Source organism: Actinomadura litoris, from assembly GCF_009733595.1.
Taxonomy (GTDB): domain Bacteria; phylum Actinomycetota; class Actinomycetes; order Streptosporangiales; family Streptosporangiaceae; genus Spirillospora; species Spirillospora litoris.
This window is the reverse complement of the sequence record NZ_WOFH01000003.1, coordinates 670,613-685,622: the sequence shown is the minus strand read 5'-3', so window position 1 is coordinate 685,622 and position 15,010 is coordinate 670,613. Positions and strand designations below refer to the sequence as shown.

Here is a 15,010-nt window from a genome sequence, read left to right as displayed (position 1 = left end):
GCCCGTCACGATTCCTCGTTGTCGAGGGTCTCGGCGCGGCCGCGCCGGGTGCCCTGCTGGATCGACGACATCATCGCCCGAAGCTGCTCGGGCGAGCGGCCGGGACGCGGCTCCGGGGCGGGCGGGGCCGCGGCGGCCTCCTCGCGCAGTTGTGAGGCGAGGTTCTCCTGCTTGACGCGCTTGGGCAGCGGCGGACGCTCCGCCGAGCCCGCACCGGGAGGGCGCCGCCGCACCTCGCGCGGCGAGCGCGGCAGCCGCTGCGGCGTGGACCGGGACCGCTCCAGCTCCGCCTCGTAGGACGGGTCGCGCCGCTCGCCCCACGCGGTGCCCGCCTGCCGCTGCTGCGGGAGCGGGCCCTGCGCGGGCTCCTCGAACACCGGGCGCGGGCCCGTCGCCTCGGACTCGGACGGCGGCTCCGGCACGGGCGCGGGCATGGGCGCGGGGGCCGGTGCCGGCGTCGGCGTCGGGGGCGGCGCGGCGGCGTGCCGTCCCGCCGGGAGTTGCAGCACCGACCCGCTCGGCGTCGGCGGCCGCGCGACGACGCCCGCCGGGACCAGCGCGTCCTGCGCACGGCGCGTGGTGAGGGCCGGAGCGTCGGTGTCCTCCAGGCCGTCGCCGTCGCCGCGCACGACGAGTTCCTCGGGCAGCAGGACGATCGCGGTCATCCCGCCGTAGGGGGACGTGCGCAGCGTGACCTTGATGCCGTGCCGGCGGGCGAGGCGCCCGACGACGAACAGGCCGAGCTGCGCGCTGTCGGACAGGTCGAACTCGGCGGCGGTCGCGAGCCGCTCGTTGGCGGCGGCGAGGCTCGGCTCGTCCATGCTGAGGCCGCGGTCCTCGACCTCCAGTGTGAAGCCGTGCGAGACGGCCTGCCCCTGCACCTGGACGGTGGTGTGCGGCGGCGAGAACGCGGTGGCGTTCTCGACCAGCTCGGCGAGCAGGTGGATGACGTCGGCGACGGCCGGTCCGACGATCGCGGCGCGGGTCATCGGCGCGACGTTGACGCGGGTGTAGTCCTCGACCTCGGACGCGGCGGCGCGCGCCACGTCCACGATCGCGACCGGGTTGCGCCAGCCGCGCCCCGGCGGCTGCCCGGACAGGATGATCAGGCCCTCGGCGTGCCGGCGCATGCGGGTGGCGAGGTGGTCGACGCGGAACAGGTCCTCCAGGTCGTCGGGCGCCTCCATCCGCCGCTCCATCGCGTCCAGCAGCTTGAGCTGGCGGTGCAGCAGCGTCTGGCTGCGCCGGGCGAGGTTGACGAACACCTCGCTGACGTTGCGGCGCAGCGCCGCCTCCTCGACCGCGCTCTGGATCGCGGTGCGGCGGGCGGCGTTGAACGCCTCGCCGACCTGGTGGATCTCGCGGGCGCCGAAGGCCAGCGGCGGCGCCTCGGCGGCGACGTCGACCTCCTCGCCGCGCCGCAGCCTGCGGATCACGCCGGGCAGCCGCGCGTCGGCGAGGTCGATCGCCTCGCGACGCAGCCGGGCCAGCTCGCGGACCACCGAGCGCGCCACCCACACGGCGATGACCAGGGACGCGACGACCGCGACGAGCCCGAGCGCGCCGGCCAGCACGACCCGCGTGATGATGCCGTCGGAGATCGGCTTGGCGCGCCGCTCCGCGCTCGCGGCGACCGACAGCTCCAGGCCGCGCAGCCGGGTCAGGTTGGAGTCGGCGGTGGTCTTCCACAGCACGCCGGGCGTGCCGTTGGGTCGGACGAGCCGCAGCGACCCGACGAACCGGTCCTCCAGCAGGCGGAGCCGCGTGTACTCGGGCATCCCGACGACGCGCTGGTAGTACGCCTGGTCGGCCGGGCGCAGCTCCGCCGCCGCGAACCCGTACAGGGCGCGCTGCGTCCCGACGAGCTTGACGAACTGGGCGTGCTCGGCGGGCGTCATGCGGCCCGCGGCGAGCGCGCCCGCGAGCAGCGCGTCCTCCTGCGCGAGCGTCTCGCGGGCCCGGGTCAGCGACGCCTGGTTGCGGGCGTCCTTGGCGACCTCGGAGTTGTCGAGGGTGGCGAGCGAGCCCTGGAGCGAGCCGACGTCGGCGAGCAGCGCGCTGTAGTCGGCGAACGCGCGGGCCCGGCCGGTGGCGCCGGAGTCGATCGAGCGGCGCCCGGCGGCCAGCGCGTCCAGCTCGCCGATGATCTTGTCGGCGAGCCGGCCGACCTGCGGCGGCGCGGCGCCCCGCGCGCCCTTGTCGGCGACCAGCGAGCGGAACAGCTCGGCCTGCCGGTCGGTGACGAGCCGCCCCGACTCCATCGCGGCGCGGTCGCCCTCGGCGCGGCCGCCGAGGTAGACCATCGACAGGCGGCGCTCGTTCTGGAGCGCGCTGCCGAGCGCGCCGGAGGGGTAGCCGTAGTGGTCCTGGACGGACTCGACGTGCCGGAGGTTGAGCCCCTCCCCCAGCGCGATGCTGGCGGCGAACGCCCACAGGACGCCCAGCGACACCACCGAGACGGTGACCATCAGGATGACCTTGAAGCGGATGGAGCGGAAACGCGCGGCCTTCGGACCGGCCCGCCGCTGCTCGGCGGAGGAGTCCACGGGGCGGCCTGGTTGTGGCACTTCGGCTGAACTTTCGGTCGGCGGCGGGGACGGTGCGGCGCGGAACGCGGCGGGCGGGTGCGCGGAACGCAGGAGAGCCTAGGACGGCACGCCGCCGTGTGTCGACAGTTTCCAGATCATCACATTATGTATGCGGGAATGCCCGAAATACCCCTACGATCCTTCGACGTGATGGGTCGAACACCGCGCCGCAGGACGCTCCAGCTCGCCGCCGTGCTGTCGGCCGCCGCCGCACTGGCCTCCGGATGCGGCGGCGGGGAGGGCAAGGTCGCCGCCGTCCCGGAGGTCCCGATGCAGCAGGACGTGGGCGCCGGGGAGGGCCGGCTCGACCTCGTCGTGTGGGCGGGCTACGCCGAGAACGGGTCGAACGACAGGAAGGTCAACTGGGTCGCGCCGTTCACCCGGGCCACCGGCTGCCACGTCGCGGCGAAGGTCGCCGACACCTCCGACTCGATGGTCGCGCTGATGCGGACGGGACGCTACGACGGCGTCTCGGCGTCCGGCGACGCGAGCCTGCGGCTGATCTACGGCGGCACCGTCGCGCCCGTCAACACGGGCCTGGTCAGCGGGTACGACGACATCGCGCCGTACCTGAAGCAGCAGCCGTACAACTCGGTGAAGGGGCGCATGTACGGCGTCCCGCACGGCTACGGCGCGAACATGCTGATGTACCGCACGGACAAGCTCCAGCAGCGTCCGACGTCGTGGGACGTGGTGTGGAAGCCCGACTCCCCCGCCGCCGGGCACGTCGTCGCCTACGACTCCCCGATCTACATCGCGGACGCGGCCCTCTACCTCAAGGCGCACCGTCCCGACCTGAAGATCCGCGACGTGTACGCCCTCGACGGCGAGCAGTTCGACGCGGCGGTCGAGCTGCTGCGGCGGCAGCGCCCCAACGTGAACCAGTACTGGGCGAACTACCTCGACGAACTCCAGTCGTTCAAGAGCGCCGACAACTACGCGGGGACGGCCTGGCAGGTCACCGCGAACCTCGCCGCGACCGAGAAGGCGCCGGTGGCGACCACGCTGCCGTCCGAGGGCGCGACGGGATGGTCCGACACGTGGATGATCTCGTCCAAGGCGCAGCACCCCAACTGCATGTACAAGTGGATGAGCTGGATGGCCACGCCGCGCGTCCAGGCGCAGGTCGCGCAGTGGTTCGGCGAGGCCCCCGCGAACCCGAAGGCGTGCGCGTACACCGCGCGCGGGTTCTGCGCGACCTACCACGTCGGCGACCCGGGCTTCTACCGGCGCCTCGCCTTCTGGCGGACGCCGACGAAGGACTGCGGCGACGACCGCGGGTCCAAGTGCGTGGAGTACTCCCGCTGGGCGGAGGCATGGACGCAGATCAAGGGCTGACCGCCCGGTTCGGTGAACGCGCGTTCACCTGATCTTGGCAGGTTTCTCCATTGCCTTCGAGAGGCGGATCGCCTGGTCTAGACCGGTAGGCAACCGAACTGGAGGCGGGATGACTATCGGACGGCGGGCCGCGGTGTCCACGATCACGACGGCGGCGCTCGGCATCGCGCTGGCGCCCACGGCTTTCACCCAGGCGGCCTTCGCGGAGGCGGCGCCGAAGCGGCGCCGCGACCCCGAGGCCATCCTGGCGCGGATGACCGACGAGGAGAAGATCGGTCAGATGGTCATGGCGGTCACCCATGACGGCCCTGACGGCCTGCCCAACGAGGAGACGCGCCGCTCCCTCCAGGACCTCAAGATCGGCTCTGTGATCACCTCGGAGCCGCGCACGCCGGGCCTCGCCGCCCGCTACTCCAACCGCGTGCAGCGGTGGGCGCAGGACACGCGGCTCGGCCTGCCGCTGCTGATGTCGGGCGACTTCGAGTTCGGGACGACGCACAACGTCCGCGAGGGCACGACGCCCCTGCCCAACGCGATGGGCCTCGGCGCGGCCCGCGACGCCCGGTACGCGCGGGAGGCGGCGGCCATCACCGCCGCCGAGGCGCGCGCGATGGGCTTCCACTGGAACTACGCGCCGGACGCCGACGTCAACACCAACCCCGCGAACCCGATCATCGGCGTCCGCTCGTTCGGGGAGCGGACCGAACTCGTCCAGGAGCTGGTCGAGGCCCAGGTGCGCGCCTACCGCCGGGCCGGGCTGATCTCCACGCCCAAGCACTTCCCCGGGCACGGCGACACCAAGACCGACAGCCACCTCGGCCTGCCCGCCGTGGAGTACGACCGCGCGACGCTCGACCGCGTCCACCTCCCCCCGTTCCGCACCGCGATCACCGCCGGCGTCGAGTCGATCATGACGGCGCACGTCGTCGTGAAGGCCATCGACCCGGACCTGCCCGCGACGCTCTCCGCGAAGGTGCTGACCGGCCTGCTGCGCGGCGACCTGGGCTTCAAGGGCCTGATCGTCACCGACGCGATGGACATGGACGCGATCGCGAAGAACTGGGGCGTCCGCGAGGCCACGGTCATGGCGGTCAACGCGGGCGCCGACATCATCATGTCGACCGGCGAGTTCTCCACCCACGTGGACGCGGTCGGCGCGCTGCTGGACGCGCTGCGCGCGGGCAGGCTCTCCCGCGCCCGGGTGGACGAGTCGGTCCGCCGCATCCTGGCCCTGAAGTGCGACTACGACGTCTTCGACCACCGCTACGTGAGCCCCCGCGCGGCCGAGCGCGTCTGCGGGAACACGGGCTTCCATAGCCGCGCCCTCGCGATGGGCGTCGCGGGCACGACCCTCGTCCGCAACGAGGACGGCGTGCTGCCGTTCGACCCGGTCGCCCGCGACCACACGTTCGTCGCGGGCGCCGCGCAGGTCGAGCCGTTCGCGAAGGAGGTGGCCGCCGCGTCCGCGGGCGCGGTGACCAGTTGGCAGTCGGCGACGACAAACCCGTCCGACGCCGAGATCACCGAGGCCGTCCGCCGCGCCGAGGGGGCCGACCGCGTCCTCGTCGCGACGTACTCCTCGGGCGAACTCCCCGAGGGGCAGGCCAAACTCGTCCGCGCGCTCCAGGCGACCGGCAGGCCCGTGGCCGCGATCGCCATCGGCCTGCCCTACGACATCAGGTCCTATCCGCACGTCAAGGCGTACGTGGCGACCTACGGCACGACGGCCCGCATCCTGCGCGTCGACCAGACCATGCACGAGGCCGCGGCCAAGGTCGTCTTCGGCACCCAGCCCGGCGGCCGCCTCCCCGTCACCATCGCGGGCCTCTACTCCTACGGCCACGGCCTCCGCTACGAAGGCTGAGTGCCAGCGCTCGTCCCGGTGGGGCCCGCCTCCGGCGCCCCGCCGGGCGGCCGCGGCCGCACTAGAGTCGAGCCACGATGCCCGATCTCCACGGAATCAACCACGTGACGCTGTCCACGACCGACCTCGACCGGCTCGTGGCGTACTACACCGATCTGCTCGGAGCACGGCTCGCGTTCGAGCGCGCCGCGACTCCCCCCGACCCCCGGGTCGCGGTCCTCGACGTCGGCGAGAACGACCACCTGATGATCGTCGAAACCGCCACCGCCCCCACCACGGGCCTCGACCCCCTGAGCAGAGCGGGCTGGGGACTGCGGGTCGGAACCTACGAAGAACTCCATGAGGTCCGCGAGCGGATCCTGGGCTCCGGCAACCCGGTCGCGGAGATCGAGACACTGCCCACGCAGTGGACGATGACGGCCCGCGACCCCGACGGCCGCCCCGTGGACATCCGAGCCCACCGCCCCCGCCGCTAGGGCCAGCGGAAGTCCGCGCCGAGGGACGGCACATGGTGCGGCAGGTAGCACTTGGTCGTCACATGCTCGTCCCGGCAGGCGAGGCACAGGTACGTGCGGTGCCCGCGCAGCCCCCGGCCCCGTCCGGAGCAGGGCGGGCACACGCACGGCGACCACCCGACGATGACCCGTCCGGCCTCCAGCCGGTGCCCCCGCGGGCACAGGAACGGAACGTGTTCGCGGGTGCCGCCCGCCCCTTTGACCAGCACGACAGCACACCCTACTCGAACACACGATCGACCGCGTCGGCCGCACGGATCACCGATACCGGGGACCGTGGATCGTGCACGGCAGCTCAGCGAGTTCCTCAAGACCCGGCGCGCCCGCCTGCGTCCCGACAGATTCGGGGGCCGGCGGCGGGTACCCGGCCTGCGCCGGGAGGAACCGGCGCTGCCCGCCGGGGTCAGCGTCGACCACTACACGCGGCCGGCGGCCTTGGTCGGCGAGTTGTCCCAGCACAGCGCCGACTTCCGCCGCCTGCGGGCCGACCACGGCGCGCATGGCAAGACCCGCGGCCGCAAGCGCTTCGCCCACCCGCGACTCGGCGAACTCTCCCTCGACCACGTCGCCATGCGCGCCCCCGACGGCCCCGACCCGACCATGATGATCTACAGCGCCCCCACCGGCTCCGACACCGCGGCCTCCCTCCGCCTACCGGCCGACCTCTCCGCCACCTCCCCTTCGCCCTGACCTGCGCACGTGTCGGCGGAGGGCGTAGATCGTCGGAGGGTCCCCGTCGACGCCCAGGCCGGACACCACCAGCAGTTCCTCCCGGAGGTAGCGGCGGTGGGCGCCGGGCCTCCGCTGCTGGTACGACAGCAGGCCGACGGCGGCCCACCGGTTGAGCCGGGTGGGATTCACCCCGACCAGCATCGCCGCGAAACGGGGCGTCATCCATGCGTCCGCGTCGATGCCGCTGGCCTGAGCGACCAACCCGTATTTCTTGACGGGATACTCCTCGGCTTCCTGCCCGATCACGCCGCCACCACCGTTTCCATTTGTGTTCCGATCTCCCGCGCCGTCGCGGCCAACTCGTTCGCGGGACGGATGATCTGATCCGCCCGAACGTCGTAGAACCACCACTGGCCCTGCTTATAAACACACCCGACCGTCCTTGCCCCCCGGGGCTGTCGCACCGGAATGACGCGGAGGACCACGAACCCGTCAATGACGGCGAAGACGGCCATCAACCCGTGCAACCGCTCGAACAGCTGCGCCAGATGGAACAGATAGCTGAGCCGTTCGCGCTGCGGAATGAAGGTCACCGGGCCGCGCCCCCTCTCCACGTCACGCGGAGGCGACGCGGCCTGACGGGTTCCCGGCACCTTCGCGTGCGTCCCCACGGCGCGGTCACATCCTCGGGCGGACGACCTTGCCGATCGCCTTGGCCGCGACCTGCGGGTCCCCGTCCCCCTCGATGTCCTCGCCCCACGACCAGACGCCCCGAAGCCCCGCCCCTTCCCGCCGGACGCGGATGACCTCGGCGAGCCGAGGGCCTTCGTCACCCACGACGTCGAGAAACGGCCCCGCTTCGCCGTACGGCCGGTGCAGCGACAGCTTGAACCCGCCGACCACCTCCAGCGCCCTGACCACGTCCCGAAGCCACGCGACCGCCCTCCCGTCCGGCGGCGGAGCGCTTCTTGGGGTGTCGTTGCCCATGTGCGTGTCCTTTGCGTGTTGGGACAAGGTCCACATTTAACGGCGAAACGGACTCGCGAGCCCGGTCTGCCGACTTTCCATTCGATCGTGGAAAGTTCGAAATCGCCTCCGTGCCGAATCCGAGTAGAGCACCATGAAAGCGAGACGAGCAAGGGGTCACGCGGAATCTCACCTACGAATTTCCGCAGGTCAGAGGCCCATTGCAAATCGCGCGGGCAGATGCTTTCATTTCGAGTGAAAGGCTGCCCCCGAGATGGAGGTGGTGCAGGTGCAGGAAGCCTCTACGGGTTCGACCGTGCCCCGGAGACAGCTCGGTCGGTATCTCCGCGAGCTTCGGACAAAAGCGCGCCTAACGGTGCAGGCTGCCGCGATGGCCCTGGAGTGGTCCGAGGCGAAGATGTGGCGGATCGAGACCGGGCAGACGTCGCTGAGGTCTCACGACGTCGAGACCATGTGCCGCGTGTACGGGGCACCCGACGGCCTGAAAGAGGCTCTGATGGGTCTCGCCAAGGAGACCAAGGGGAAGGGCTGGTGGCACGCCTACGGCGACGTCATCCCGGGCGGCTTCGATCTGTACATCGGTCTGGAGGAAGCGGCGGCGACCCTGGAGGAGTACTCGCCCGAGCTGATCCCCGGCCTGCTCCAGACGAAGGACTACCACCGCGCCCTGCTCAGGAAGAGCAGGCCCGACCTCCAGGCGGAAGAGATCGAGCGCCGCGTGCAGCTGCGCGTCCAGCGACAGATCCTGGTCACCCGCAGCCTGGATCCGCCTGTCCTCCGGACCGTCCTGAACGAAGCCGTCGTCCGCCGCCCTGTCGGCGGCCCCTCGGTCATGGCGGCCCAGGTCGACCGGCTGGTCGAGGTGAGCGCGCTCCCCAACGTGTCCCTCCGCGTCCTCCCCTACACGGCGGGCGAGCACCAGGGGCTCAACACCGGACCGTTCATCCTCATGCGGTTCCCGGTCAGGGGCGACGGACGCAGCCACGAACCACCCGTCGTTTACGTGCAGGGCTTCACCGGGGCGCTCTACCTGGACAAACCCCACGAGATTCACCGCTACGCGGAAGCGTTCGCGGAGATCTGGGACGACGCCCTGCACGAGGAGCAGAGCACAACGATGTTCCGGCAGATCGCAAGGGAGATGAACGGACCATGAGAGCCGACTTCACCGCCGCCACCTGGCGCAAGAGCAGCCGCAGCAACGCCGAGCAGGAGTGCGTGGAGGTGGCCCAGGCACCGGCCATCATCGGAACCGAAGACACTGCCGCCACCTGGCGCAAGAGTAGGCGCAGCAACGCCGAACAGGCATGCGTGGAGGTGACGCAGACATCGGCCGCCATCGGCGTCCGAGACAGCAAGAACCCCGAGGGTGGCCACCTCACCCTCGCCCCCACCGTGTTCGCCGGGCTGCTCGCCCGCGTGAAGTCAGGCGACCTGGACCTCTGAGCGAGCGGCGCGGTGGCCCCGGCGGCTGATCCCGCCGGGGCCACCGCCCTGCCCTCAGGTCCCTTTTCCCGCGCCGAAGCGAAGCGCAAGGTCATCCATGTCGCGCCCCTTGAGAGCGTTGATCCCGTCGGCATCGCCTACCCGCGAGCGACTCCGAGCACCACCTCTTCGGGTGCGCCCTCGCGCATGGACGATCGATCACTGCGTCACTCGGCGGGTCGCGCACGGGCGGCCGGGGCGGGGATGATCGTCCGCAGCCGACCCCGCCCCGCATGCGGCCTCCTCGGCGGCACGACCAGCGCGGGTTGCGATCGGCTCGTCGCTCCGGCCCGGCCGCCGCCGTGCTCCAGGCGCCGTCAGCCCGTTTGGGTCACGGGGATGCATACGGCATAGACCGTGTAGGAGCCGCTGGTGCTCGCCGAGTTGTTGAAGGACACCGTCCACGTGTCCCTGGCGGACGGGAAGGACTCATACTGCTGGACGGTGAGGTTGTTGCCTCCCAAAGGCGTCACCAGTCCGCCGCCCGTGATGACGGTTCCCGACGGGCAGGTCGCCGTTCCCGTGTTGAGCCCGGCCACCAGTGTGTGGGTCTCCTGGACGATCTGGGTCGGCCGGGTCGGCCCCGCTGGCCCCGCTGGCCCCGCTGGCCCCGCCGGTCCCGCCGGTCCCGCCGGTCCCTCAGGACCTGCCGCCCCTGCCGGTCCCGCAGGTCCCTCAGCCCCCGCCGGTCCTGCCGCCCCTGCCGGTCCCGCCGGCCCCTCAGGACCTGTGGCCCCCGCCGGCCCAGCCGCCCCCTGGGGCCCCGCCGGGCCCGCCGCCCCCGCCGGGCCCGCCGGTCCTGCCGGCCCTGCCACCCCCTGGGGCCCCGCCGGGCCCGGAGGTCCTGCCGGTCCGGGAGGCCCCGGCTTCCCCTGTGGGCATTTTTCCTGGCAGTGGCCCGTTTTGTCGCCGTTACCGCCGCCGGTCGCCGCCTCCCCCGGCGATGCGGCCCCCATCACCAGCGCCGAGGCCAGCGCCGGTAGGGCAGCACTCCGTAGCAGGGTTGCACATTTTCGTCTCATTCCACTCTCCTGAGCCGCTCGCCTTTCGTTCCTTGCTCGCAAACGAATCGATCCCCAGGCCGCCCCGGCCCTGACGCCTTCGCTTCAACGATCCTGCGGCGGACGGGGAGACCGACCTGTCACGTCGAGTATGAGAGAGCACGAGCAAATCGATCGAAAAGACTCAGGCACGGCAACTTCCCCTATCCCCAAGACCGAGCATTTTTCCTTCCAGCCCCCAATCCACCTCTGACCGCTGTCTTTAGCGACAATTCACCCGATACACCTTCAGAGATATAAATAGGAGGATTCGGGCTGATATCGCCCAAGTTGCGGGTTTGACCGCCCGGCGGCGCGCACGTGCGGTCCGGGCCGGAGCGCCGAGCGGGTTGAGATCATCTGGCTCGACCTCGTGGACCACTTCGTCGCGGGGGGCGGCTCCCGCCGTCGTTGCGCCTGTGAGCGACAAGATCGGCGCCTTGGGGAGCGCCGCGTCCTGGCTCCACCGGCGCTGGGATCTTCCTCGCCGATCTCGACGTTCGCTCGATCCGCCGCGCGGTCGGCGCACCCGCTGGACGCCGGTTGACCGCCCGGTTGCGCACGCCGGGCCGAACTACACAGGCCGGCCTGCCATCGACTCGTTCTACGCGCCGTTCCAGGCCGCCGACTCGGGAGCGAGTGACGGTTGGTCAGGGGCGGTCGTGGAGGGTGATCCGGTAGCCGTCGGGGTCGGCGAAGGTGAACGTCCGGCCGAAGGGGCCGTCGATCGGTGCGGAGACGATCGTGTGGCCGTCGGCGACCAGGGCGTCGTGAATGGCTTGGACGTCTGTGGCGTGCAGCCAGATCGCGGCGCCGACGCCGGGCCAGGCGGCGGACCCGAGATCGGTGCCGGGGACGACGGCGCGGAGCGCGAACGCGATCGGCTTCGTCTCGAAGACGACGGCGTGCGGAGGCCCGGTCTGCGAGCGGACGAGGCCGAGGTAGCGCTCGTAGAACGCCTGCGACGCGTCGAGGTCGCGCGCCTGGAGCGAGATGAAGTCGGGGCCGGTGGCGGGCATGGCGATACTCCTTCGGTTCGTGTCAGTTTCCTGACACGAACGACGCTATGTCAGAATACTGACATGAGTCAAACCGACGGCGGCGTCGACCTGCGGACGTCACTGGGCTACCTGCTGAAAGAGGCGTCGAGCGCCCTCCGCGCGGCCATGGAGGAGGTGCTGCGGCCGCTCGGGATGAGCGTGACGCACTACTCCTGCCTCGAACTGCTGGCCCAACGGCCGGGCCTGTCGAACTCCGAGCTGGCGCGGGGCGCGTTCGTGACCCGGCAGACCATGAACGTGCTGCTCCAGACCCTGGAACAGGACGGCTACGTGACCAGGCCCGCGGAGGCGCCCGTCGGAAAGGCGCTTCCCGCGAGGCTCACCCCCCGCGGCCGGCGGAGCCTGGAGAAGGCGACCGCGGCGGTCCGGTCCGTCGAGGTCAGGATGCTGGCGGGCATGACCGAGGCCGAGCAGGCGGACGCGTTCCGTCTCCTGAAGGGCATGATCCACTCCCTGCGCGACGGCACGACGTAGGTCCGGACGGGCTAGCCGAGGGCGCAGTTGGTCTGTTTCAGGCAGGCTTGGTGGACCAAAGTGACCAGTTCCTTCTTGGGGCGTCCCCATCCGCCGTCCCACTCGTCGCGGAGTGTGTAGAGGGAGCCGAGGGGCGGCTCTAGGTAGTCGTCCCGTTCGGAGCCGACCACGAGTGCTTCGACCTCGGTGAGCAGGCGGCCGGTGTCGATCTTGGCTGCGAGGTAGAGGACGGCGAGGTCGTCGTAGATCCGCATGGCGGCGTTGGGGTCGTCCGGCATGGGGGCCTGTGCGTCGTCGAGGGCGGCGGGGAGGATGTCGTAGACCTCGCGGCTGTCGGTTCCGTCCAGTCCGGCCAGCATTCGGAGCGTTTCGCCGTCCATGCCGTCGGCGATCCAGTGCGCCGCCCAGAGCGGTACCTGTTCCGCATTCAGGACGTGGGCCTTGAACCAGGCCGCGACCAGGCGTGGCGGAGGGATGGTTCCGCCGGGGCCGTAGTGGGGGATCCTCATTGGGTGGGTTTCGTTGTGTAGCAGTAGTTGGACTTGCCCTTGAAGTAGTGGCGGGCGCGGGGGTCGGTGAAGCGCCAGCGGCAGCCCGCGTCCAGTTGGGGTCCTGTCAGGCGCATGGTGGCACCCTTGCGCTTTATGCAGTACGCGCCGGGGGTTGGCGTCTCGCGATATTCAACCCATTCCCAGCCTAGTTTCACGCAGTACGCACTGAAGTGGCCGGGGCCCAACTCCACACGTGTGAGTTTGGGTCTGCGAGCCGGTGATTCCGACGGAGAAGGTGAGGAGGACGGGCGCGACGTTCGCGGTGTCGCGCTCGGTGCAGGTCTCGCGGTTCGCTTCGTCGGTGTGGCGGACGGGCGGGCCGCCGCCGCTGCGCCGCTCGGGCTTTGTGGAACCACCCTGGCGGTGTCGTCCGGGGAGTCGCCGCCTGCCAGGCGAGCCACCACGAGGACGATCGCGGCCGTCGCTATCGCCGCCGCGATTCCGGCGGCGACCAGGGGCTTCTTGCGTTTGCTCGGGGCGGGGCCGTGGGGGGTCGTCGTCGCGTCCGGCGACACGGGGGCGGAGGACGGCGCCATGGGGACGGGTGGCGGTGACGTGCTGCCCGCGGGGCGGACCAGGCGGTCCAGGAGTTCGTGTGCGGAGGGGCGGTCCGCGGGGTGCTTCGCGAAGCAGGAGGTGAGGAGGCTTCGGAGAGGCTCCTCGATGGTGCCCAGGTGTGGGGGCTCGTGGGCTATCCGGTTGAAGACGATCGGGATCGACTCGTTGCCGAACGGGGGACGGCCGGTCGCGGCGAACACCATTGTCGACGCCCACGCGAAAACGTCCGCCGCCGGGCCCAGTTCGCCCGGCTGGAGTTGTTCCGGCGCCATGTACGCCGGGGTGCCCACCGCGCGGCTCACCATCGTCTGGGCGCCGGTGAGGGCGCGGGAGATGCCGAAGTCGATGACGCGTGGGCCGTCCGCGCCGATCAGGACGTTCTGCGGCTTGAAGTCGCGGTGGACGACGCCCGCGTCGTGCAGGGCGACCAGCGCGGTGGCGGTCGCGATGGCCAGGCGGTCGAGGGTGCTGCCCGTGCGCGGGCCCTGTTCGGCGACGATCCGGCTGAGCGGGGGCCCGTCGATGTACTCGCTGACGATGTAGCGGCGGCTCCCGATGGTGCCGGAGTCCAGCACCTGGGCGGTGCAGAAGCGCGCGACCTGTTTGGCGGCCTCCATCTCGCGGCCGAACATGTCGTCCGGGTCGTCCGGCGGCTGCGTGTGGAACAGCTTGACGGCCACCTGCGGGCCGCCGTCGGTGTGCCCGAGGTAGACGACGCCCTGGCCGCCCTCCCCGAGCCGCGCGGTGAGCTTGTAGACGCCCAGCCGCCGGGGGTCGGTGGGTTCCAGGGGCGGCACGCCCAGCAGTGTAGGGGCGTGTCAGTGGTCGCGGTGGGTGATGAGGTGGGCGAGCGTCCGCAGTTCGGCGTCGGCGGCGGGTGCGGCCTCGGCGGCGTCGAGTTCGGCCAGGGCTTCGGCCAGCAGCTCCCCGGCGCGGGTGGTCGCCCAGGCGCGGCCGCCCGCGTCCTCGACCAGGGACGCGGCGCGGGCGGCGGCGGTGTCGGTCAGCGGGTCGTCGCGCAGGTAGAGGGCGGCCAGTTCGGCGCCCGCGGGGGTGCCGGAGGTGAGGGCGGCGACGACCGGCAGGGACTTCTTGCGGCTGTGCAGGTCGGAATGGACGGACTTGCCGGTGACGGCGGGGTCGCCCCAGATGCCGAGCAGGTCGTCCACGAGTTGGAAGGCCAGGCCGAGGCGCTCCCCGAACGCGCGGAGCCGGGCCGTGACGGCCGGGGACGCGGCGGCGTGCACGGCGCCGAGCGCGCAGGCGCCGCCGAGCAGCGCGCCGGTCTTGTGGGCCGCCATCGCCAGGCACTCCTCCAGCGTGACGTCCGCGCGGTTCTCGAACGCCAGGTCGGCGCTCTGCCCTTCGACCAGGTCGAGGACGGCGCGGCTCAGCACCCGCACGCCCGCGGCCGGGGCGGGCCCGGCGGCGAGCGCCTCGAAGGCGGCGGCGAGCAGCGCGTCCCCGGCGAGGATCGCGGCGTTCACGCCGAACACGCTCCACGCGGTGGGACGGTGCCGGCGGGTGCGGTCGCCGTCCATCACGTCGTCGTGCAGGAGCGAGAAGTTGTGCGCGAGTTCGACCGCGACGGCGGCGGGCAGCGCGGACTCGGCCGCGGCGCCCGCCGCCTCGGCCGACAGCAGCGTCAGCGCCGGGCGGATCGCCTTGCCGCCCGCCCCGGCGTCCGGACGGCCGCGCTCGTCCCGCCAGCCGAAGTGGAAGGCGACGATGCCGCGCATCGAGTCGGGCATGGTGTCGACGGCGAGCCGCAGCGCGGGATCGAGCAGCCCGCGGCTCCAGGCGAGGATCTCCGCGGCGGACGGCTGGGCCTCGTCCCGGATGGAGTGGCTTGATCGTGCGACGGCCATGTCCGTCCC

At 71.8% G+C, this 15,010-nt stretch carries 17 protein-coding genes; 7 read left to right on the top strand and 10 right to left on the bottom strand.

Going from position 1 to position 15,010, the window contains the following annotated elements; translation table 11 throughout:
• Window positions 1-5: 5 nt before the first annotated feature.
• Window positions 6-2,546: a sensor histidine kinase gene (locus GNZ18_RS10860; protein WP_156216095.1), complete on the bottom strand. Its 2,541-nt coding sequence runs from the start codon at window positions 2,544-2,546 to the stop codon at window positions 6-8.
• A gap of 192 nt (window positions 2,547-2,738) precedes the next feature.
• Here GNZ18_RS10860 and GNZ18_RS10855 point away from each other — a divergent pair, with 192 nt between their 5' ends.
• The 3 genes from GNZ18_RS10855 (at window position 2,739) to GNZ18_RS10845 (ending at window position 6,266) form a co-directional block, all read left to right on the top strand.
• Window positions 2,739-3,926 carry an extracellular solute-binding protein gene (locus tag GNZ18_RS10855; RefSeq protein ID WP_156216278.1) on the top strand — a complete coding sequence of 396 codons (1,188 nt, stop codon included), beginning with the start codon at window positions 2,739-2,741 and terminating at the stop codon, window positions 3,924-3,926.
• A gap of 109 nt (window positions 3,927-4,035) precedes the next feature.
• The gene (locus tag GNZ18_RS10850; protein WP_156216094.1) at window positions 4,036-5,790 is read left to right on the top strand and encodes a glycoside hydrolase family 3 protein; all 1,755 of its coding nucleotides are present in this window, start codon (window positions 4,036-4,038) and stop codon (window positions 5,788-5,790) included.
• A gap of 77 nt (window positions 5,791-5,867) precedes the next feature.
• Window positions 5,868-6,266, top strand: a complete 399-nt coding sequence (locus GNZ18_RS10845; RefSeq protein WP_156216093.1) for a VOC family protein — start codon at window positions 5,868-5,870, stop codon at window positions 6,264-6,266.
• Here GNZ18_RS10845 and GNZ18_RS10840 read toward each other — a convergent pair.
• Entirely contained in the window at window positions 6,263-6,514 is a 252-nt protein-coding gene (locus tag GNZ18_RS10840; protein ID WP_156216092.1) for a hypothetical protein, read from the bottom strand. The two genes, GNZ18_RS10845 and GNZ18_RS10840, sit on opposite strands and share 4 nt — an antisense overlap.
• Window positions 6,515-6,581: 67 nt before the next feature.
• Here GNZ18_RS10840 and GNZ18_RS40800 point away from each other — a divergent pair, with 67 nt between their 5' ends.
• Window positions 6,582-6,995 (top strand): MmyB family transcriptional regulator, encoded by a 414-nt coding sequence (locus GNZ18_RS40800; protein ID WP_312874423.1) that lies wholly within the window; start codon window positions 6,582-6,584, stop codon window positions 6,993-6,995.
• On the opposite strand, the gene GNZ18_RS10830 is transcribed toward GNZ18_RS40800, so the two are convergent.
• The 3 genes from GNZ18_RS10830 to GNZ18_RS10820 are packed head-to-tail and all read right to left on the bottom strand — an operon-like array spanning window position 6,957 to window position 7,964.
• A complete protein-coding gene (locus GNZ18_RS10830) occupies window positions 6,957-7,283 on the bottom strand; it encodes a MerR family transcriptional regulator (protein ID WP_156216091.1) in 327 nt (108 codons plus the stop codon). The two genes, GNZ18_RS40800 and GNZ18_RS10830, sit on opposite strands and share 39 nt — an antisense overlap.
• On the bottom strand, window positions 7,280-7,648 hold the full coding sequence (locus tag GNZ18_RS10825; RefSeq protein WP_156216090.1) for a hypothetical protein: 369 nt from the start codon (window positions 7,646-7,648) through the stop codon (window positions 7,280-7,282). Before GNZ18_RS10825 ends, GNZ18_RS10830 begins: the two co-directional genes overlap by 4 nt.
• Before the next feature lie 7 nt (window positions 7,649-7,655).
• Window positions 7,656-7,964: a hypothetical protein gene (locus GNZ18_RS10820; protein WP_156216089.1), complete on the bottom strand. Its 309-nt coding sequence runs from the start codon at window positions 7,962-7,964 to the stop codon at window positions 7,656-7,658.
• Window positions 7,965-8,217: 253 nt separating this feature from the next.
• Between GNZ18_RS10820 and GNZ18_RS10815 the strand changes: the two genes are divergently transcribed.
• Both GNZ18_RS10815 and GNZ18_RS10810 read left to right on the top strand, forming a co-directional pair.
• The gene (locus tag GNZ18_RS10815; RefSeq protein WP_156216088.1) at window positions 8,218-9,120 is read left to right on the top strand and encodes a helix-turn-helix domain-containing protein; all 903 of its coding nucleotides are present in this window, start codon (window positions 8,218-8,220) and stop codon (window positions 9,118-9,120) included.
• On the top strand, window positions 9,117-9,410 hold the full coding sequence (locus tag GNZ18_RS10810) for a DUF397 domain-containing protein (RefSeq protein ID WP_156216087.1): 294 nt from the start codon (window positions 9,117-9,119) through the stop codon (window positions 9,408-9,410). Before GNZ18_RS10815 ends, GNZ18_RS10810 begins: the two co-directional genes overlap by 4 nt.
• Before the next feature lie 356 nt (window positions 9,411-9,766).
• Here the strand turns inward: GNZ18_RS10810 and GNZ18_RS41145 are convergent, their stop codons facing one another.
• Together GNZ18_RS41145 and GNZ18_RS10800 are read right to left on the bottom strand one after the other, a co-directional pair.
• Window positions 9,767-9,988, bottom strand: a complete 222-nt coding sequence (locus GNZ18_RS41145) for a hypothetical protein (protein WP_216651232.1) — start codon at window positions 9,986-9,988, stop codon at window positions 9,767-9,769.
• 1,151 nt (window positions 9,989-11,139) lie between these two features.
• Complete coding sequence (locus tag GNZ18_RS10800; RefSeq protein WP_156216085.1) at window positions 11,140-11,508, bottom strand: VOC family protein; 369 nt, start codon at window positions 11,506-11,508, stop codon at window positions 11,140-11,142.
• 63 nt (window positions 11,509-11,571) lie between these two features.
• On the opposite strand from GNZ18_RS10800, the gene GNZ18_RS10795 reads away from it, so the two are divergent.
• Entirely contained in the window at window positions 11,572-12,024 is a 453-nt protein-coding gene (locus GNZ18_RS10795; RefSeq protein WP_156216084.1) for a MarR family winged helix-turn-helix transcriptional regulator, read from the top strand.
• Between the two features lie 11 nt (window positions 12,025-12,035).
• Here the strand turns inward: GNZ18_RS10795 and GNZ18_RS10790 are convergent, their stop codons facing one another.
• Genes GNZ18_RS10790 through GNZ18_RS10780 form a run of 3 tightly spaced genes read right to left on the bottom strand, consistent with a single transcriptional unit; the run spans window position 12,036 to window position 15,001 of the window.
• Window positions 12,036-12,533, bottom strand: a complete 498-nt coding sequence (locus GNZ18_RS10790) for a hypothetical protein (RefSeq protein ID WP_156216083.1) — start codon at window positions 12,531-12,533, stop codon at window positions 12,036-12,038.
• A complete protein-coding gene (locus GNZ18_RS10785; RefSeq protein WP_173390722.1) occupies window positions 12,530-13,930 on the bottom strand; it encodes a serine/threonine-protein kinase in 1,401 nt (466 codons plus the stop codon). Before GNZ18_RS10785 ends, GNZ18_RS10790 begins: the two co-directional genes overlap by 4 nt.
• Window positions 13,931-13,951: 21 nt before the next feature.
• Window positions 13,952-15,001: a family 2 encapsulin nanocompartment cargo protein polyprenyl transferase gene (locus tag GNZ18_RS10780; protein ID WP_156216081.1), complete on the bottom strand. Its 1,050-nt coding sequence runs from the start codon at window positions 14,999-15,001 to the stop codon at window positions 13,952-13,954.
• Window positions 15,002-15,010 lie beyond the last annotated feature (9 nt).